Origin of the sequence: Acinetobacter ursingii DSM 16037 = CIP 107286, from assembly GCF_000368825.1 — a bacterium.
Taxonomy (GTDB): Bacteria; Pseudomonadota; Gammaproteobacteria; order Pseudomonadales; family Moraxellaceae; genus Acinetobacter; species Acinetobacter ursingii.
Genome location: NZ_KB849716.1, coordinates 146,969 through 167,553 on the forward strand (window position 1 = coordinate 146,969; position 20,585 = coordinate 167,553).

Here is a 20,585-nt window from a genome sequence, read left to right on the forward strand (position 1 = left end):
CTGTCTCCTGAGAATGATGTCAAATTTGTTTGAAATGCTTTAAGAAGCAAGGTTGTTACGTTCAAGAACGGCCTGTTCAAATAGGCGTTGTTCTTTGACCTTATGCTCAGTCGAGAAACGAATCAGCATCACAAACCCTGCGGCAATAACCACCAAGCCACCCAGCACCATCAAACAGGTTTGAATATCCAACATTCCTTTAAGTAGAAAACCTGCTGCAACCGCACCCACATTGCCACCCGCACCAATAATTCCAGCTACACCACCTAAAGCGTCACGATCTATAAACGGCACTAACGCATAGGTTGCACCACAAGCCATATGTGTAAATAAAGCAAATACTGTCATCGCGATAATCGCCAGCATTGCACTATTCATTTGAGAGAATAAAATCAGAAATAACCCTTCACCTAAAATCATCACAAATAACACTTTAGTACGACCATCCAGACCTTTTCTAAGGGCAACTTTATCTGAGACAATCCCACCCAAAGCACGTGCAAATAAAGCCAGCAAACCAAAGATCCCTGCGGCAAAACCAGCCTCTTTTAGACTAAAGCTAAAGTTATTGACGTAATACATTGCGATAATGTTATGAATGAAAATTTCAATTCCGAAACAAGCAGCGTAGGCACCAAACAAAATCCAGACCCGATAGTTACGTGCTGCATGCATCAAAATTGCCACACCGCCTTTTTTATCACTTCCAATTTGAACACCTTGCGCACGCAATTCAGCAAAATTACCTTGGGGAGCATCTTGTGTAAGTTTCCAGTACAAAATACCGACGATCACCATCATAATGCCAGGTACCAACAGCGCAATTCTCCAGCCCATTGCTTGCTCGACGCCGAACATCACTAAAGCCGAGAGCAATAATGGCATAATCGCTTGAGTTGCACCGCCGCCTGCATTTCCCCAACCCGCAGAAGCCGCATTGGCCGTACCAACGACGTTCGGTGCAAACATAATACTGGTATGATATTGAGTGATGACGAAACTTGCGCCAATGGCACCAATCAGTAAGCGGAAGAATAAAAAGGATTCATAACTATTGGATGCGGCAACCCCAAACACAGGAATACTGCCGATCAATAACAAAGCGGTATAGGTTTTACGTGGCCCGTATTTATCACATAAAGGCCCTACAATTAAGCGCACTAAAATCGTAATTGCGACGGCGGCAATATTGATATTGGCAATCTGGTCTTTGGTCAGATGAAATTCACCTGCAATGACTGGCATAAGCGGTGCGCAAGCAAACCACGCAAAAAAGCAGACAAAAAAAGCGAGCCAACTCATATGGAAGGCTCGCATCGCTGGAACACTAAAATTGAATAGATTTATTTTAGTCGCTTTTTTTGCTGTTAAATCTAAATTTGAAGACATCGCCTTCTCTCCTGAACTGAACGTAATATGGGCTGTACAGCTAACGCTGCATTGGCAATCGATCAGAACGGACGTCGTTGGCCGTCTTACAAATTTTCAATTTGAGTCGTCTTTGACTCATTAAAGATATAGCAAGTGTTGTGCCAATTTTTAAAATAAAAGTATAAATAGTTTTAAGAATTTGAAATATATAAACAAAATTTAAATTTTTAAACTATGAATTACGTTAAACTCAAAAGCTTAATAATTTCATTAAGTAGATTGTGTCTCAGATTATTGCATCAAAATGATTCTGTTTTGCGCTATAAAAGGTCAAACTGATTTAAAAACTATATAAAATTGTTTTTAAATCGCTTCTTTTATGTATGGCATCGATTTTGCTAACAATTTTTTAATCTATTTCGCTTACAATATGTTAAGCGATCAATCCTCATATTCGATATCTTATGTCAAAACTAAAAATTGCACTGATTGATGATGATTTTGAACGTGCTGAATTTGTTCAGCAGAATTTACGTGCGCATGATTTTGATGTGGTTGCCTGTTTAACACTTGAACACTTAAACGACTTCCAACTTGAACAATTACAAGCCGATGTGATTCTTCTAGACATGGATCATCCACATCGTGATTTGATCGAGAGTTGCGTCAGTCATTTTGATTTGCCTACTGTTCTATTTACCAAAAATACCCATAAAGATACGATCAAACAGGCGATTGCAGCAGGTGTAACCGCATATATTGTAGATGGTATTGATCCTGCTCGTTTAGACACTATTTTAGAAATTTCGATCGAACAATATAAAAAACATAAGCAGCTTGAAAGTGATCTTAAAGAAACCAAACTTAAATTGGCAGATCGCAAAGATATTGAAAAAGCTAAAGTATTATTAATGCAATTACATCATCTTGCTGAAGATACTGCTTTTCAGTTACTCAGAAAAAATGCCATGAGTCATCGTATTACGATGGGTGATATGGCACGACGGTTGATTGATGCGCAACAATTACTTCACCACCCATTGAAGGAGGATTGAATGAACCTGCTTGAAAAAACCAAAATCCAGCTCGGTTATATTCCTCTTTTGGACTGTATTGCACTACTTTGGGCCAAACAACGCGGTTTTTTTGAAGAATTTGGCTTGGATGTGACACTGGTCAAAGAAGCATCATGGGCAAGTTTACGGGATCGTCTCGCTTTTGGGGTATTGGATGCAGCACATTGTTTATCAGCCATGTTGCCTGCCGCTGCTATTGCGGATGACCAAATTGGCATACCACTCAAAACGCCTTTGGTTTTAAGTATTAATCGTGCATATATCAGTTTAAGTCAAAGTTTAAGTTATACCCTTTCTATTCAGAGTACTGATTCTGCCCAAATCACGGCGCAAAAGTTAGTAAAGCATATACATCAACAACAATCTGTCGCCTTAGCACATGTATTTAAGCACTCGATTCATCATTATTGTCTACGCGAATGGCTGGCTTTAGCTGATGAAAACTTGGCTCATGATATTATGTTGAAAACGCTGCCACCGCCTTATTTGGTAGAAGCCCTTTCATCTGGTCATATTGAAGGTTTCTGCGTTGGAGAACCTTGGAACACACAAGGTGAAATAGAAGGTGTTAGTCAAATTGTCGCATCAAGTCGCGACATTATTCCTGCTATTGCCGATAAAGTTTTAGCCGTGACTGAAGAATGGGCACTTAAATATCCGAATAGCTTAACAGCACTGACTGCCGCCGTGATTAAAGCGCAAAAAGAGTTGGAAACTTTAGAAAATTTTGAACCCGTTTGGCAGTTGTTAAGCGAATTTAATATTATCCGTTTTGAATGTTCACCGCAGGTTCATGTCCATCAGTACTATGCCATTGAATCCATTATTCGACATTTTGTAGAAAGCTCAGCTTCACCTAATATTGAACACTTTGTCTGGCTCTTTGAACAAATGTACAAATGGAATCATCCAGTGAATGATTCAACGGTGGATCAGTCATTGATTAAACAATTTAGTCAAAAGTGTATCGATGATGCAACCTTTCAACGAGCACTTGCATATATTTAAAATTTAGTCTTGCTCTAAATGCAGTAATAAAATCCGTCGCATTTCATTGATTGCAGAAGTGGTCATTTGTACATAATGATCACCACGAATAATTTTTTCTGAGCTAGCGCCTTCTAGATGTGAACTGCGATACGGCACGATGCCGTCATTCATAAATGAAGGTAATTCTGAATGCGTTACATTACCCATAATAGAATGATACTTGACTGATTGTGCAGGCATTACATTTTGAGTGAGAAGCATAAAATCTGAGTTTTCACTGAGATTACTTGCTCCATTTTCAATTAAACCTCGATGCCGTACTGTTTTGGTTTTATCCAGTAAAGAATCCGATTGTACATTTTCAAAAAATTCGTTGGGAATTTTAATGATATTCCGTGCTAAACGGGTGAACCAACGATCTGCATAATTTGTTCCACGATGTGGAGCCGCAATAAAAATCGCACGAGAAAAGTTTGGAATTACTTTAAAGATAAATCGTTCACGAATCGAAGCTCCTGATCACCCATAATATCATTGGTTAAAGAAACCCAAGCCTCTGGACTGCTGGCTAAACCATGAATAAAACCAATCACTTTTTTATTTGGATTGTATGGTTCCAGCATGTATAAATGTGGCATTAACAAGTCATTTTCTTTATTAAGTAATGTCCAATAACCCGCTTTACCCAAATGATTTTGTGCGAGCCAATAGCCAAATGGCGCTGAATAATTTGCTGTTAACGTATAATCTGCCTGATTCACCTCAACTTGATTATAGAGATAAGGATCGATCAAGCGAATTTTAAAGTTAGTATTTTGAGTATCGTAAGCAATACGTTCATCTTCAGGCACCATCAAAGCGCTCAATGGCAATACTTTGGGAGCATGAATATTAGGAGAAAGTGAGTTTTGATAAAACGAGACTGGATCTAAAATAAAACCGTTATTTTTATACTGTTCTGCAAATTCAATCACAAACTCCGCACCTAAACCATCTGTACGGTTTACGGTATGAAAACCTGAAAAATTCATATTATAGCTAGATTTTAGTTTCGCAATACGATGATCTTTTAGATGTGGAAACTGTGAGGTATCAATTTTGTATTGGTGACCTGCAATCGAAATGCTATCAGGAATGTAACTTTGTGGATGAAGCTCATAATATCGAGACAATAATCTTGAAAGTGCAACATTGTAAAAAATACGAACCTGATTCTGACGATAGTCAAAAGCACGATGTGAAGGTGTATTTATTGAGGCAAATAAATAATGATAACTATGCCTTAAACTTTGATCAAGATAGAGCAATTCTTGATTACTGCATTGAGATGCTTTTGTCAGCTGACATTGCGACTCTAATTCAAGTGCTTTTGCTAAATAAAGCTCACTTAACGCCGCATGGTAGGCATCTTTATCATGCGAGTGAATGCCATCGACTGCTTTTAAGCACTGATCAAACTCCGCCAAACATTTTTTTTGATTAAAATTCGTCAAGTAAATAATGTTCGCCGTTGCCGAACTTAAGTACTGACTGGTTAATATACTCGTCATCTTATCATCTAAAGACTGACTCAGTTGATTTTCACGTAATTGAACCAACTGACAGCCTGAACTTATCATTGTCACTATGACAAAACTTATTTTAGCTAGATGAATCACACAGTCACGCATGCTTTTTTCCCCAAATCAGCGCGAGTTTATGAAATGGATGCTGAATTGACGCTGTAAAAACTCGGGTCCAAATTGATCATAAAGCTCAAGATCAAGATTTGAACTTTTGATTGTCTGACCAAAATTTAAAGGATCTAAATATGCGCAAATTTTTCATAACGTTCAATACTTAAATCATCAGCCTGAATCTGTGGCGTTCGATTTGAGATCAAATCGGCTAAAAGTTTGGCAGAACCACAAGACATCGTCCAGCCAAGTGTGCCGTGCCCAGTATTGGTAAATAAATTGGAATATTTAGTTTTACCTACAATGGGTGTGCCATCTGGTGTTGCAGGTCGCAGTCCTGTCCAGAAACTTGCCTGATCCAAATCACTGGCATAAGGAAATAATTGATGTAAAACCATCTTGAGCGTATCTTCACGCGAAGTATCCAAAGAACGATCAAAACCATTAATTTCCGCCATGCCACCTACACGAATACGATCGTCAAAACGGGTTAAAGCGATTTTATAACTCTCATCTAAAATGGTCGAGACTGGAGACATAGCTGCATCAATGATGGGCGTGGTAATCGAATAGCCTTTAAGTGGATAAACAGGTGCAAAAATCCCAATCTGTTTTAGCATTTCATGACTATAACTTCCGAGAGCCATGACATAGGCATCGCCTTTGATTCTCTGACCATTTTGCAAAACAACTGCACTCATTTGATCAGCGTCTTTTTCAAGATAATCTATGCTGTGGTTAAACAAAAACTGTACGCCTTGCTTTTGCGCAAGTTCTGCCAGCTCTACAGTGAATTTTTGACAATCACCTGTTTGATCATTAGGTAAACGCAACCCACCAACAAAATCAACGGTTGCTTTGGCTAATGCAGGCTCAGCCTGAATCACGCCCAGTTTATCCAACAATTGATAAGGTACACCTTCTTCTTTCAGGACTTGAGTATCTTTTTCGGCCGAATCTAATTGCTGTTGTTTTCTAAAGAGTTGTAATGTTCCCAACTGGCGCTCATCAAAATGGATGCCTGTTTCATGACGTAACTCATCCAAACAGTCACGGCTATATTCTGAAATTCTGACCATGCGTTCTTTATTAATTTGATAACGATGAATATTACACTCTGCCAGCATCCGTACCATCCAGTGATATTGGTACATATCCCCTGTGATTTTAATCGTTAATGGTGCGTGATGCTGAAACATCCATTTAAATGCTTTTAGTGGCACACCCGGCGCCGCCCACGGTGAAGCATATCCTGGTGAAATTTGTCCTGCATTGGCAAAGCTTGTTTCCAAAGCTACGCCCGGCTGTCGGTCAATCACGGTGACTTCATGCCCTGCCTGTTTCAAATAATATGCTGAAGTAGTTCCAATAACGCCTGCACCTAACACGATAATATGCATACAAGGCCTGCTTTTTTATCAATTGAATGGAATCAGTTGTTCTATATTTTAATAAGTAAAAGGCAATAAAATGGTTAAAGTTTAAATATAGAATATTTTTAAATTAATTCTGAATAAAGCGGATGACAAGCCGTGTTGTGTGAACGCTTGTCAATCATGATTACAATTCGGTTTTCTTCTTTAGACGACTTACAAGACGTGTTGTGATGCCAGTATCAAACGTGCTAGTTCTAAATCATCTGTATAAGTGATTTTGATATTATCTGAACGTCCTTGTACCACATCGACTGAAATACCCGCATGCTCAAGTGCACTGGCTTCATCTGTGATATTGATGCCATCATTTAATGCTTTTTCAATGGCATCACGAAGCACACCCAGTTTCGCCATTTGTGGTGTTTGGGCTTGCCATAAATGATCACGACTCACCGTGTTTTGAATATGTTGATCTGTGGCAAATTTTAAAGTGTCACGTACAGGAATTGCCAAAATAGCAGCAGTATCACGCTCAATACAGTAATCTGCCAATTCTTTTAAATTTTCAGCACTTACACATGGACGGGCAGCATCATGCACCAAGACATAATCATCATCCGATGCAATCTGAGCCAAATAACGCAAAGCATTTAAAACGGAATGCACACGCTCAGCACCGCCCAGACAAAAATGTGCTTTTTCAGATGCAGCGAAGTTTAAATTTTTAGCCATTGTATCTTGTGCACCAATCGCCAATACATAACCTTGTAAAGATAATGTATTTAGTCGATCAATCGTATGCTCAAGTACCGTTTGATCTTGAATCGTTTGATATTGTTTAAGCTCAGTTTTAGAAAAACGACTTCCTGAACCCGCAGCAGGAATCACTGCCCACAATTTAATCTGGGACATCTGGATTTGGCGGGGTTTCATTGGTTTCCATGTCGACTTTGGCATTTGGATCAATATAAATCGGTTTATAATGGGTACTGATGGTACTCATTTGTACAAAAGTCTCACGAGGCTTAATCAGACCTAAATCCAAACGCGCATGTTCCTCAATGGCTTCGCTACCATTTTTAAGATCAAACACTTCTGCCGCTAAAATACGGTTTCTTTCTTTCAATTCTTCGTTTATTTCAGCTTGTTGTGTAATTTGCTGACGTAAAGTTTGGTGAGCAAAGTAACCACCTTCTCCCCACCAGAAACTGTACTGAAAACTCGCCACCAAAACGATGGCGAGTAACAGTATCAATTTGCTCGAAGTCGATTTAAATACTTCTAACATAGCATCCAAAGATTAGTTTAAACCCTTGAACTCAGCTTTACCGCGATATGCAGCATGAGTCAATTCTTCAATACGAAGTAATTGGTTATATTTTGCTACACGGTCAGAACGGCAAAGTGAACCCGTCTTGATTTGACCAGCTGCGGTACCGACAGCCAAGTCAGCAATGGTTGAATCTTCTGTTTCACCAGAACGATGTGAAATCACGGTGCTATAGCCATTCGCTTTAGCAAGATAGATCGCATCTAAAGTTTCAGTCAAAGTACCAATCTGATTATATTTAATCAGGATCGAATTACCCACTTTCTCATCAATACCGCGTTGTAAAATCTTTGGATTTGTAACGAATAAATCGTCACCCACCAATTGGATTTTATCACCCAAAATCGAAGTTAAATAGCTCCAACCTTCCCAGTCAGATTCATCTAAACCATCTTCGATCGAAATAATTGGATATTGATTTACAAGTCCTGCTAAATAGTCAGAGAACTGGTTGCTGGTGAATGCTTTATTGCCTTCCCCTGCAAGAATATATTGACCATTTTTGTAGAATTCAGACGATGCACAGTCAAGTGCAAGCATAATGTCAGAACCTGCTTTGTAACCCGTTTGACCAATTGCTTCAAGAATCACCGTGATGGCTTCTTCATTTGAACGCAAGTTCGGAGCAAAACCACCTTCATCACCTACAGCAGTGTTTAAACCTTTTTTGTTTAAAACTGATTTTAAGGAATGGAAGATTTCAGCACCCGCGCGTAACGCTTCAGCAAATGAAGTGAAACCCACTGGCTCAATCATAAACTCTTGAATATCAACATTGTTATCTGCATGTGAACCACCATTGATGATGTTCATCATAGGTACAGGCATAGTCAAAGTAGTTTGACCACGTAAATCTGCGATATATTGGAAAAGAGGAATTTTCTTTTCAGTAGCAGCCGCACGTGCAGCCGCCAAAGAAACTGCTAAAGTTGCGTTAGCACCTAATTTTTCTTTGTTTTCAGTACCATCAAGCGTGATCATCGTGTTATCGATGTCTTTTTGTTCAAATACTGATTTACCCACTAAAGCGTCACGGATAATCGTATTTACGTTATTCACCGCAGTTTTAACGCCTTTGCCTAAATAACGTGCTTTATCACCGTCACGTAGTTCTAAAGCTTCACGAGAACCAGTTGAAGCACCAGATGGTGCACATGCACGGCCAACAACGCCAGATTCTAAAATGACATCAGCCTCGATGGTTGGGTTACCACGAGAGTCCAAAATTTCACGTGCACGAATGTCAACGATTTGGCTCATGAACAATTCCTCGGTTAAATGAATATGAAATAAGTGATTTACAGCTTAAACGACAATAAAAATATGATTGTCGTCAATCGATCTACATGTAAAAAACTTAGTGGGTGTCTAATTTTTTGAAACCTTTTACTAAGGTATCCAATTCTTTAATTTGTGCTAAAAATGGCTCTAGTTGCGATAAACGTAAAGCTGATGGTCCATCACATTTGGCAACGTCTGGATCAGGATGCGCTTCCAAAAACAAACCAGCCAAACCTGTTGCCATGCCTGCACGTGCTAAAGTCGTGATTTGTGCACGGCGCCCCCCCGCAGAATCAGAACGACCACCTGGGGTTTGCAAAGCGTGGGTGACATCGAAAAATACAGGGACATTCATGTCTTTCATGATGTCAAAGCCCAACATATCGACAACCAGATTGTTATAACCAAACGCTGAACCACGTTCACACAAAATCAATTTGTCATTTCCCGCTTCAAGACATTTATGCAGAATATGACGCATTTCATGTGGGGCAAGAAACTGGGCTTTTTTAATATTAATAATGGCTTGAGTTTTTGCCATCGCTTCAACCAAATCAGTTTGACGACTTAAAAATGCAGGCAACTGGATAATATCAGCAACTTCAGCAACTGGTGCAGCCTGATATGGTTCATGCACATCGGTAATAATCGGCACATTAAACTGTTTTTTAATTTCGCCTAACCATTCAATGCCTTTCTCTAGTCCTGGACCACGAAATGAATGCAGGCTAGAACGATTGGCTTTATCAAAGCTGGCTTTAAATACATAAGGAATATCAAGACGTTTGCAGATATCGATATAGGTTTCTGCAATTTCAAAGGCTAAGTCTTTTGATTCTAATACGTTCATACCGCCGAATAATACAAATGGCAAATGATTTGCCATTTGTATATCGCCTAAACGTACAATTTCTTGTGGTTTTAATTGTGACATTTAAACTTCCTAGTTCATGCGTCGATTACTTGCTCTTTTGATACTGTTTTTTCGCAGCATCAATAAAGCTTGCAAATAATGGATGTCCATCGCGAGGTGAACTTGTAAACTCCGGATGGAATTGTACAGCAATAAACCAAGGATGTTCAGGAATTTCCACTGTTTCTACCAAATGTTGTGCGGTTGAATAACCCGAAATCTTCATACCTGCTTTTTCAAGTGGCTCAATGAAACGGTTATTCATTTCATAACGATGGCGATGACGTTCAGTAATTTCAGCTTTACCATACACTTCACGTGTTTTAGTGCCTTCAACCAACTCGGATTTTTGTGCGCCTAAACGCATCGTTCCACCCAAATCCGACTCAAGACTACGTTGCTGCAATTCACCACGTTCATCTAACCACTCGGTAATCAAACCAATTACAGGGAATTTAGTGGTGCGATTAAACTCAGTCGAAGTTGCATCGGCCATGCCTGCTACATGGCGGGCATATTCCACCACTGCAAGTTGCATACCCAAACAAATTCCTAAAAATGGAACTTGTTTTTCACGTGCATATTGAATGGCTTTCATTTTGCCTTCAGTTCCACGCTCACCAAAACCACCAGGAACTAATATTGCATCAGCGCTGTCCAATACAGACGCGTCTAAATCTTCAAATTTTTCAGCATCAACATAGTCAATCTGAACTTTGACACGATTTTGAATACCCGCATGCAATAAAGCTTCATTGACCGATTTATAAGCATCTGGAAGCTCAACATATTTACCCACCATTGCTACACGAACTGTGTATTCAGGGTTAAATAATGCTTCACACACCTGATCCCAATCCGTCAGATCTGCTTCAGGTAATTCATTAAAACCAAAACGTTCACAAATTAAATCGTCAACGTTTTGCTCATAGAAATCACGTGGAATCTGGTAAATGGTTTTTGCATCTTTACACACCACAACCGCACGTGCTTCAACATTGGTAAACAATGCGATTTTACGTTTGGTGTCGGCGTCGACATCGTGTTCAGTACGACAGATCAAAATATCTGGCTGAATACCAATAGACAACAGCTCTTTTACAGAATGCTGTGTTGGCTTGGTCTTAAGTTCAGCAGCAGATTTAATATAAGGAAGCAATGTCAAATGCATCAACATCGTGCGCTTATGACCCAGTTCAACCATCAACTGACGTACAGATTCCATAAAAGGAAGTGATTCGATATCACCCACAGTACCGCCAATTTCAACAATGGCGACGTCATAGCCTTCACCTGCGGCTAATACGCGCTCTTTAATATTGTCGGTAATATGTGGAATCACTTGTACCGTACCACCAAGATAATCACCACGACGTTCTTTATTTAAAACATCTTGGTAAACTCGGCCACTGGTAAAATTGTTCAATTTGGTCATTTTCGCACGACGTAGGAAACGTTCGTAATAACCCAAATCTAGGTCAGTTTCGGCACCATCCTCTGTGACAAAAACTTCACCATGCTGGAAGGGACTCATTGTTCCCGGATCGACATTAATGTATGGATCCATTTTTACCATGGTCACTTTTAAACCACGGGCTTCTAAAAGTGCAGCAACTGAAGCAGCTGAAATACCTTTACCTAGTGATGAAACCACACCACCAGTCACGAAAATAAAATGGGTCATTGAGTTTCTCGTACAATCGAGCCTAAATCGGCCTACAATGTTGGGCAATTTTACTTTACTCTGTACCTATAAAGCAAAGTCAATCCGCCGCAATTCATAGAACAATAAACAATTGGCTATTCTATCAGCATTTTCGATAAAAAATTAGGTGGCATGACTAGGATTTTCAATCTTATATTTGCTGTTATAATGACTCCACCTCGATTAAGCATAGATTTGTGCAAGTATGAATAAGAAACTTTTAATTTGTGGCGCGATTGCAACAGGTCTCCTTTTAACTGCATGTGTTAAAAAAGAACCACCTAAAGAAGAAGAGCAAGAACAAGTGGAGACTACCACTCAGGAGCAACAACCTACTGAGTTTAAATCGCTTGATAGCGCAGAAACTCAACAAGACATTCCAACTCAGGTTCAAGTAGAACGTGAAGAAACACCAAATACGACCACAGAAGTGCGCCGTGAGGTTTCTTCTACATCTGCTCAAGGCAATACAGCAGCTCAAGAGACAGTTACACCAGAACCAAAGAAAGAAACCGTGAAAACCGAATCAGTTAAACCAACCACTGAGCAAACGGCTTCAGCTAAATCAAGCAGCAATAATAGCTCTCAAAGTGAAGATGATGCAGTTGCAGCAGCAATTGCAGCAGCTACACCTGCATTAAAAAACTAAGTTTTAATGCCGCATAAAAAAGCAGATAAGTCATGCTTATCTGCTTTTTTATTGTGCTCAATCTAAAAACAATATTGAATCTAATAGTTTTTCAAAAAATCTGCCATGAGTCGTGCCGCCCAAGATCGCGTAGCAAATCCCTCATAAAAACCACAATGACTGCCTTTTTTGGTGGTAATGACGGCAATATTGTCCATTTTCTGAATGACATCTTTATAGGGTTCTAAATTTTTAATTGAACACACAGGATCATCTTCCGCATTTAAAATGATCAATGGGATTTTCACATTTTCAAATACATAAATTGGATTGATAGCCTGACAATAGCTCTGATAATCCTCAAAGCCTGCCATTTCAAAATACTCTTTTTCGAAATCTTCAAGATTCGTGGTCGCCAATACCTTTTTGAGTGAAGCCGTTTGACTCCATGTCTGTTGATAAGGATCAATAAAATATTTAAATAATTTTTTGGTCATTATCTTGCTGTAAAAAGGATGAACATTTTTAAAGCCAATTTCAGTGTTATAACCTGGACACATGGCAAATGCTGCCTTAAATGGCGTATTTAAACCTTGCTCACCCAGATAACGCACCAAAAGCCCTGTCCCTGCGGAAGATCCCACGGCGTATAAGTTTGAGTCTGGAAATAAACGTTGGATATGCAACAGTTGCTCTTTCAAATCAGGGGTTGATCCAAACAATGAAATCTGCGGCACAGGCATAGCTAAACCGGCGTGACCACGTCGTAAACACAGTGCAATTCGCCAGCCTGTATATTCGTGCAAATCTTTGACCAATTCGCGCATGCTTTCAGGTGTTCCTGTAATGGTATGCATGATCACTATGGTTGGGGTTTCAGGTGGAAGATCATAACCGTACCAAGCAATTGCGGTAATGCCGCCATCTTGCATCGTAAGTTGATCAATCCGATCATAATTTAACTTTATGGTTTTCTTTTTAATGAGATCAAAATAAAGTAAATGAACATGGTTGTTACTCAGCCACGGCGTAGGTCGATATTTTTGCTTTAGTTGAGGAAGTCTTCCCAAAACATCTTTAATCGTCCCATTCGGGTCATAATAGATTTTAGGTTGTTCGGCGCCAACAACCGAGTCAAATAATTCTGAACCCAAAATTTTGATTCTGTTTAAAATCGATAGACCCATATTCGATAACACCTTTGTCAATGAGTGAAATAGTTGTCGCAGTTACTGTGCAACCTTAACCATATTGCTTAGATTTTCTCACCCCAATGAACTCAATACTGTGTGGTCAATGATGGTATTGCCTTACCACTTTTAAGCGATATTGATATTAGATCTTTTAAAAGTTGCTTAGGCTATTTCATTCTTTAACTGGCTTGATACTTGGCAAATCGTTCACCCATTTTTTCCGCCAAAGCGGCCAAACCACTTTTTGGACGAATCATCACTTCAAAATCAACAATTTGACCTTGTTCATTAAAGCGAATCATATCAATGCCTTTTAATGATTTTCCACTGACATTGGCACTAAACTCAAGTACAACATTTAAACCGTCTTCAGTATAAAACTCACGGTGATAAGTAAAATCTTCAAAAACCTGAATCACATTGGTCAAAATAAAATAAACCACTTGTTGCCCTTCGTAAGGCTGATACGCAACAGGTGAACGAAACACGACATCTTCAGCCAATAGATCAGTTAAGTCGGATAAATCACCCGACTTGACCATGTGATGCCATTTTTCCAAAGCTTGTTTTGTAGTTTCAATTGTCATTGCATTTTCCTTGTCACTTAAAAAAGCAAAGAGCATTTTTGAAAAATGCTCTTTGTGATCCATTTACAGCTTCGCAGCTAACTCCGCACCTTGACGAATTGCACGTTTAGCATCTAGCTCACCCGCCTCTTTGGCACCACCAATGAGATGTACAGTTTTGCCACTTTGATGCAATGCATCATACATGGCGGTATAAGATTCCTGTCCTGCACAAATCACCACATGATCTACAGCCAAAGTCATTGCTTTGTCACCGACCAAAATGTGTAAACCTTCATCATCTATTTTCTGATAATGCGCACCTGCAATCATTTTGACATTGCGATGTTTTAAACCTGTACGATGAATCCAGCCTGTAGTTTTACCTAAATTTGCACCCACAGAAGAATCTTTACGCTGTAATAAAAAAACTTCGCGTTCAGATGGCTCTAACTCGGGTTGTTTTAAACCACCCACGTGCGCATAAGTGGTGTCGATTCCCCATTCATCATAGAATTTTTCAGGATTCACACTGGCACTTTCACCTTGTTGCGTCAGATATTCAGCAGTATCAAAACCAATACCACCAGCTCCTATAATGGCAACACGTTGCCCTACAGGCACTCTCTCACGTAACACTTGGATATAACTCAATACTTTAGGATGATCGATTCCATCAATTTGGAGTTGACGCGGTGTTACCCCAGTTGCAACCACGATATCATCAAATTGCGAATTGACCAGTTCATCAAACGTCGCAGTATGATTTAATACCAGTTGAATATTGGGTTGAAGTTCAATTTGTCGTTTAAAATAGCGTAGGGTTTCGTAAAATTCTTCTTTGCCAGGAATAGTTTTAGCAATGTTAAATTGTCCACCAATTTGATGACTGGCTTCAAAAACTTTAACCTGATGTCCACGACTGGCGGCATAAACAGCAAAACTCAAACCTGCTGGACCTGCACCAATCACAGCGATTTGTTTTTTGGCTGATGCTTCTTTAAAAATCAGCTCTGTTTCATAGCAAGCGCGTGGATTGACCAAGCAAGTTGCTGTACGCATAGAAAAAATATGATCCAGACAAGCCTGATTACATCCAATACAAGTATTGATTTCATCACTACGCCCTTCTTTTGCTTTTAATACAAATTCAGAGTCAGCCAGCATTGGACGCGCCATTGAAATCATATCTGCATGACCTTGAGCCAAGACATGCTCTGCCATTTCAGGCGTATTAATACGGTTTGAAGTAATAAGCGGAACTTTAACCACACCTTTTAATTTTTCTGTCACCCAAGTAAATGCAGCACGAGGAACTTTGGTCGCAATAGTTGGAATACGTGCTTCGTGCCAGCCAATACCCGTATTAATAATCGTTGCGCCTGCTTTTTCGATTTCTTTGGCAAGTTGAATCACTTCTTCAAGCGTTGAACCGCCTTCAACCAAATCTAACATTGATAAACGGTAAATAATGATAAAGTTTTCACCCACTTCCGCGCGAGTACGTTTTACGATTTCAATCGGAAAACGAATACGATTTTCATAGCTTCCGCCCCATTCATCATCACGGTGATTAGTACGTTGCGCAATAAATTCATTAATGAGATAACCTTCTGACCCCATGATTTCAACACCGTCATAGCCTGCATATTGAGCAAGTTTGGCGCAGTTCACAAAATCAAAAATCGTTTGTTCTACTTCAGCAGAACTCAAAGCTTTCGGTTTAACCGGATTGATTGGAGCCTGCATGGCTGAAGGCGCAACATTTTCAGGCTGATAAGAATAACGACCAGTATGTAAAATCTGCATGGCAATTTTACCACCTGCGTCATGTACCGCCTGTGTAATGACTTTATGATGTTCAGCCTCTTCAAGGCTATCTAGCTTAGAACCACCCGCAAAAGTCACACCGTCATCATTAGGTGAAATACCGCCAGTCACAATCAAGCCAACTTCGCCTTTGGCACGTTCTGCATAAAATGCAGCCATGCGTTCATATCCACCTGGCACTTCTTCTAAGCCCACATGCATGGAACCCATTAAGACACGATTTTTTAAAGTGGTAAAACCCAAATCTAATGGGGCTAATAAATGCGGATATGACGACATAAAAACTCCTTCGCTTGCTATTCTGGCTTGCTTTATGCAATTTGTTGCATAAACTTATAATCAAATTTTATTTTTTATGCAACATATTGCATAATCCTATCAGTCACAAAATGTTATGGATTGCCATGTCACTGTCGCACGTTTTACTCACCAGCTTACTGGAAAAACCAAGTACAGGTTTTGAATTGGCACGTCGTTTTGACCGTTCCATGGGTTTTTTCTGGAATGCGAGTCATCAACAAATTTATCGTGAACTCAATAATATGTTGGGAAAAGGCTGGATTTCGACCATTGAGGAAGAAAGTGAACATAGCCGTAAAAAAACCTATCAGGTTGAACAGCCTGGACGAGTTGAACTGGCAGATTGGTTGATTCAAAAAAGTGAGCCTGCCCAACTACGTGAAGATCTGATGGTTCGACTTCGTGCCGAAGCACAATTAGGCGGAAATCAAATTCTGCTAGAACTGGAACGTCATCTATTCTTACATAAAAATAAACTTGAAATTTACCAAAATATGTATGAAAAAGACTTTAAGGATCAGAAGGAACAAGACCGAGTCTTATTTATTCATAAAAAAATACTCGAACTTGGGATAAACTTGGAAAAAGGCTGGATTGACTGGTTGGAGGATGTTATTCCACAGCTTCAACAATTTGAGAACAGTTAAATTATTTTGATACGAGGAATAAAACATGCCTTTTCATACCATGCCTGATCAGGAACAGTTATTTGTACGCCGTATTGGACGTGGAGAACCTGTTGTCGTTTTATCAGGACTCGGTATGGTCAGTTGGCAATGGCTTCCTTTTATTTTCACAAACTTAAATAAATACGAGTTTATTATTCCAGATTGGCGCGGTTTTGGTCGCTCTAAAAACTGTGCGATTCCCCAAGAATTAGATGCCATTTCTAGTCATTGGCGAGATGTTGAGACATTAATACAACAATTAAATCTTCAGCAATTTATTCTAATCGGCTACTCAATGGGTGCGACCACAGCAATGCATGGTATGCAACATGGCAATCTGGCACAGCAGCTAAAAGCATATTTACACATTGATCAGACCCCCAAAATTACAGTCGACGAATCATGGCAATTTGGTCTTTTTGGTGAAAAACATCAAGATTTTAAATTTTTACTGACCGCACTTGATGATTTATTGAATCAATACCCGAATGTGCTTGATATAAATAACTTACCTTTTTTACAGCGACAGCAATTGGTACAACTTTGGTCAGAATTTATTGAACTACAAAGCAGCAATAAATATAGTCCGATGGTCTTTAAACTGGCATTAAACAAACCGCCCTTGCAAAAATATCTGCTTCCTATCCAACGGATTGACTACTTACACTGGTATGTAAAAAATTACTTGAATCACCAAGAAGATTATCGTCAAGCAATTGCTCAACTTGAATGTCCAACCACCTTTTTTATTGGTAAAAATTCATCTTTATATCCTGTAACAGGTCAAACCATTATTGCCAAAAGCGTTAAAAAGTCCCAACCTATTTATTTTAAACGCTCAGGTCATACACCTTTACTCACTGAACCCAAAAAGTTTAGTCAAGAAATTCGTAATTTTCTAAATCGACTCGAAGCTTTATAAGGAACGCCTAGCTTCAAATCTTTCATAAAGCAGCAAGCAGCTTGAGCAACCCTGATTAAAATCACTCAAACGATTGATCATGACAGGGTGAACATTAATTTAAGCAAACAACGTGATGCTTTATTATTCAAATAACGATCAATTCAACTAAAGCATTATAATTAACTCAAGATTTTGTTTTATAAAGTTTATTTTTGTGAATATTACCACATTTTTTAGATCACAGGATAAATTGTAATTTATTACTATAGAACCAAGCTTTGCAACAGGAGTATCCTAAATCGTCGTTTATATTTTTTAGTTTTATTAAGGGCAAAAGCTTTGGCAACAAAGCAAATGATTAGGAATAAATGGACATAGGATATTTATATGAGCGAAGTCGTTTATACCAAAGAAGAGAAGAAAAAACGTGTACTAGGGATTGTAGGTGCTTCCTCTGGTAATTTAGTTGAATGGTTCGATTTTTATATCTATGCAGTTTTTGCGATGTATTTTCAGCATGCATTAACAGCGCCAGATATGAACTCCACTGCACAGGGAATTTATGTGTGGGGTGTATTCGCAGCAAGTTTCTTTATGCGCCCCATTGGTAGTTGGTTATTTGGGCGGATTGCAGATAAACATGGTCGAAAACAGTCGATGGTAATTTCGATTGCTTTAATGGCTGTCAGTTCCTTTCTTTTTGCATTATTACCCACTTATGAACAAGTCGGTATGGTTGCACCATTTCTATTACTCATGGTTCGACTCTTACAAGGTTTATCGGTGGGTGGTGAATATGGTGCTGTTGCAACCTACATGAGTGAAATTGCACTCAAAGGTCACCGTGGCTTTTATGCTTCTTTCCAATATGTGACGCTTTCAGGTGGTCAATTATTAGCAAGCTTAGTAGGTGTCATTTTACTTGCGTTTATGAGTGAGCAACAACTCATGGACGGTGGCTGGCGTATTCCATTTGTGATCGGTGGTATTGCCGCCATTATTTCTTTATTAGCTCGAAGTAAACTCGAAGAAACGCTTTCCCACGAAGACAGTGAAAAGAAAGAATCAGGTTCTTTACGTGAACTGTTCAAAAAGCATTGGGCAACGTTCTTATTGGTCGTGGGTTATACCTCAGCAGGTTCATTGACTTTTTACGTCCTTACTGTCTATTCAAAAACCTACATTACAAGCTTAGGCATTGACGGTAAGACCGTTGGCTATATGATGACCTGCGCCCTGTTTGTTTACATGATTGCACAACCTTTATTTGGAGCAATCTCAGACCGAATTGGTCGCCGTGCATCCATGTTGGCTTTTAGTGCAGGCAGTGCAATTTTGATCTATCCCGTGATGGTCATTGCCATGCGACACTTTAGTTACTCCCCTGTGATCGTGACTTTACTGCTCATCTTCTTGATGATGTTCCTCAGTTTCTATACCTCGATCAGTGGCTTGATTAAGGCTGAAATGTTCCCGCCGCATGTTCGTGCATTGGGTGTTGGTTTCTCTTATGCTGTGGCCAATGCAATCTTTGGCGGTTCAGCCCCTGCGGTTGCATTACAATTTAAACAGGCTGGCGTTGAAAATGAGTTCTTCATTTATGTGATTGTGATGTTGATTATCTGTTTCTTGTGTAGTTTTAGGCTGCCAAAAGAACCTGAATACTTACATCATGACAAGTAAGTAATTTGATCATTTTAAATATCCGCCAAAAGTGGCGGATTTTTTTCGGTATATCATCTTGTGACTTGTCGATCGATTCATTTGCTTATACCTTTATATAGTGAAGTAAATAAAATGCGGCGAAGCAAAATGAAAAAATTAGTGGTTTTCTCTGGTGCAGGCATGAGCGCAGAAAGTGGCATTAGCACTTTTCGTGACAGCAATGGACTCTGGGAAAATTATCGAATCGAAGATGTTGCAACGCCCGAAGCATGGCAACGTCATCCTGAAATCGTTCAACGCTTTTATAATGAACGACGAAAAACGATCATCAATGCCGAACCCAATATTGCTCATCAATATATTGCCAAGCTTGAGCAAGATTATAACGTTCAGATCATTACACAAAATATTGACGATTTACATGAACGTGCAGGCTCAAACCAAGTTCTACATTTACACGGTAATATTCGTTTAGCCAAAAGCTCTGGACCAACCGCACAATTCACTCAAGACTTTTATCCCATAGAAGGTTGGCAACTGGATTTAGAGCACCATCGCTGTGCTGAAGGTTATCCGCTTCGTCCGCACGTGGTCTGGTTTGGTGAAGCGGTTCCTGCTTATGATGAAGCAATTCAACTGTTACAGGATGCCGATATTTTTATTGTGATCGGTTCAACTTTAACTGTTTATCCCGTCGCAGGACTGATCCATGAAATTGTAACTCACTGCGACGCTTTGTATATCGATCCTCAAGTGGATTACTCAAGAGTACCTTCCCAATATCATTTAATTAAAAAAACTGCATCTAAAGGGATGAAACAACTTTTTGAACAACTCAAGCAGGATTAATGTTTAGATTTGATTGAAAATTACAGGCCATTTTTATTTTTGAATCATTCATTCGTCTATTTTTGCGTCACAATAAAATTACAAGATTGATCATTCACTCAGCATTTTGATTAAAATATATTCCACTTTTGCTTATTTGATCATCTATTCTAAAAACAAAATCAAGACAAAGTTTCCAATTAATTGAAATATAAAAGATATTAAATAATATTTTTGCACAAGATATTTTTACACAAAATTACATAAAATATACTTAAAATTAAC

17 protein-coding genes and 1 pseudogene are annotated in these 20,585 nt (G+C 39.1%); 7 read left to right on the forward strand and 11 right to left on the reverse strand.

The window, feature by feature from the left end; all coding sequences use genetic code 11:
• Nucleotides 1–39 precede the first annotated feature (39 nt).
• Complete coding sequence (locus F944_RS05390) at nucleotides 40–1,389, reverse strand: MFS transporter (RefSeq protein WP_004987861.1); 1,350 nt, start codon at nucleotides 1,387–1,389, stop codon at nucleotides 40–42.
• Between the two features lie 446 nt (nucleotides 1,390–1,835).
• Between F944_RS05390 and F944_RS05395 the strand changes: the two genes are divergently transcribed.
• Together F944_RS05395 and F944_RS05400 are read left to right on the forward strand one after the other, a co-directional pair.
• Nucleotides 1,836–2,426 (forward strand): ANTAR domain-containing response regulator, encoded by a 591-nt coding sequence (locus F944_RS05395; protein WP_004987864.1) that lies wholly within the window; start codon nucleotides 1,836–1,838, stop codon nucleotides 2,424–2,426.
• A complete protein-coding gene (locus F944_RS05400; RefSeq protein ID WP_004987866.1) occupies nucleotides 2,427–3,455 on the forward strand; it encodes an ABC transporter substrate-binding protein in 1,029 nt (342 codons plus the stop codon).
• Between the two features lie 3 nt (nucleotides 3,456–3,458).
• On the opposite strand, the pseudogene F944_RS05405 reads toward F944_RS05400, so the two are convergent.
• From F944_RS05405 to F944_RS05435, 7 genes and pseudogenes are all read right to left on the reverse strand, one after another.
• Nucleotides 3,459–5,107: pseudogene (locus tag F944_RS05405) on the reverse strand (hypothetical protein).
• 134 nt (nucleotides 5,108–5,241) lie between these two features.
• Nucleotides 5,242–6,513: a D-amino acid dehydrogenase gene (locus F944_RS05410; RefSeq protein WP_004987876.1), complete on the reverse strand. Its 1,272-nt coding sequence runs from the start codon at nucleotides 6,511–6,513 to the stop codon at nucleotides 5,242–5,244.
• Between the two features lie 189 nt (nucleotides 6,514–6,702).
• Nucleotides 6,703–7,422, reverse strand: coding sequence for a 2-C-methyl-D-erythritol 4-phosphate cytidylyltransferase (gene ispD, locus F944_RS05415; RefSeq protein WP_004987877.1), 720 nt, complete (start codon nucleotides 7,420–7,422; stop codon nucleotides 6,703–6,705).
• Nucleotides 7,388–7,777, reverse strand: coding sequence for a cell division protein FtsB (gene ftsB, locus F944_RS05420; protein WP_004987880.1), 390 nt, complete (start codon nucleotides 7,775–7,777; stop codon nucleotides 7,388–7,390). Before ftsB ends, ispD begins: the two co-directional genes overlap by 35 nt.
• 12 nt (nucleotides 7,778–7,789) lie before the next feature.
• Entirely contained in the window at nucleotides 7,790–9,079 is a 1,290-nt protein-coding gene (gene eno / locus F944_RS05425) for a phosphopyruvate hydratase (RefSeq protein WP_004987883.1), read from the reverse strand.
• 97 nt (nucleotides 9,080–9,176) lie between these two features.
• Complete coding sequence (kdsA, locus tag F944_RS05430; protein ID WP_004987885.1) at nucleotides 9,177–10,034, reverse strand: 3-deoxy-8-phosphooctulonate synthase; 858 nt, start codon at nucleotides 10,032–10,034, stop codon at nucleotides 9,177–9,179.
• Nucleotides 10,035–10,059: 25 nt separating this feature from the next.
• A complete protein-coding gene (locus tag F944_RS05435; protein WP_004987889.1) occupies nucleotides 10,060–11,697 on the reverse strand; it encodes a CTP synthase in 1,638 nt (545 codons plus the stop codon).
• Nucleotides 11,698–11,923: 226 nt separating this feature from the next.
• On the opposite strand from F944_RS05435, the gene F944_RS05440 reads away from it, so the two are divergent.
• Nucleotides 11,924–12,367, forward strand: a complete 444-nt coding sequence (locus tag F944_RS05440) for a hypothetical protein (protein WP_004987892.1) — start codon at nucleotides 11,924–11,926, stop codon at nucleotides 12,365–12,367.
• A gap of 80 nt (nucleotides 12,368–12,447) precedes the next feature.
• Here F944_RS05440 and F944_RS05445 read toward each other — a convergent pair whose 3' ends face one another.
• The 3 genes from F944_RS05445 to F944_RS05455 all read right to left on the reverse strand — a co-directional run bounded on the left by F944_RS05445 (nucleotide 12,448) and on the right by F944_RS05455 (nucleotide 16,214).
• The gene (locus F944_RS05445; RefSeq protein WP_004987893.1) at nucleotides 12,448–13,533 is read right to left on the reverse strand and encodes a YheT family hydrolase; all 1,086 of its coding nucleotides are present in this window, start codon (nucleotides 13,531–13,533) and stop codon (nucleotides 12,448–12,450) included.
• Between the two features lie 185 nt (nucleotides 13,534–13,718).
• Entirely contained in the window at nucleotides 13,719–14,126 is a 408-nt protein-coding gene (locus F944_RS05450; protein ID WP_004987897.1) for a nuclear transport factor 2 family protein, read from the reverse strand.
• A gap of 63 nt (nucleotides 14,127–14,189) precedes the next feature.
• Entirely contained in the window at nucleotides 14,190–16,214 is a 2,025-nt protein-coding gene (locus F944_RS05455; protein WP_004987901.1) for an NADPH-dependent 2,4-dienoyl-CoA reductase, read from the reverse strand.
• Between the two features lie 125 nt (nucleotides 16,215–16,339).
• On the opposite strand from F944_RS05455, the gene F944_RS05460 reads away from it, so the two are divergent.
• The 4 genes from F944_RS05460 (at nucleotide 16,340) to F944_RS05475 (ending at nucleotide 20,321) form a co-directional block, all read left to right on the forward strand.
• Nucleotides 16,340–16,882, forward strand: coding sequence for a PadR family transcriptional regulator (locus F944_RS05460; RefSeq protein ID WP_004987904.1), 543 nt, complete (start codon nucleotides 16,340–16,342; stop codon nucleotides 16,880–16,882).
• Nucleotides 16,883–16,907: 25 nt separating this feature from the next.
• Nucleotides 16,908–17,825, forward strand: coding sequence for an alpha/beta fold hydrolase (locus F944_RS05465; RefSeq protein WP_004987906.1), 918 nt, complete (start codon nucleotides 16,908–16,910; stop codon nucleotides 17,823–17,825).
• 369 nt (nucleotides 17,826–18,194) lie between these two features.
• The gene (locus F944_RS05470) at nucleotides 18,195–19,490 is read left to right on the forward strand and encodes an MFS transporter (protein ID WP_004987908.1); all 1,296 of its coding nucleotides are present in this window, start codon (nucleotides 18,195–18,197) and stop codon (nucleotides 19,488–19,490) included.
• A 129-nt stretch (nucleotides 19,491–19,619) separates the two neighbouring features.
• Nucleotides 19,620–20,321 (forward strand): SIR2 family NAD-dependent protein deacylase, encoded by a 702-nt coding sequence (locus F944_RS05475; protein ID WP_004987911.1) that lies wholly within the window; start codon nucleotides 19,620–19,622, stop codon nucleotides 20,319–20,321.
• The last annotated feature ends 264 nt before the right edge of the window (nucleotides 20,322–20,585 follow it).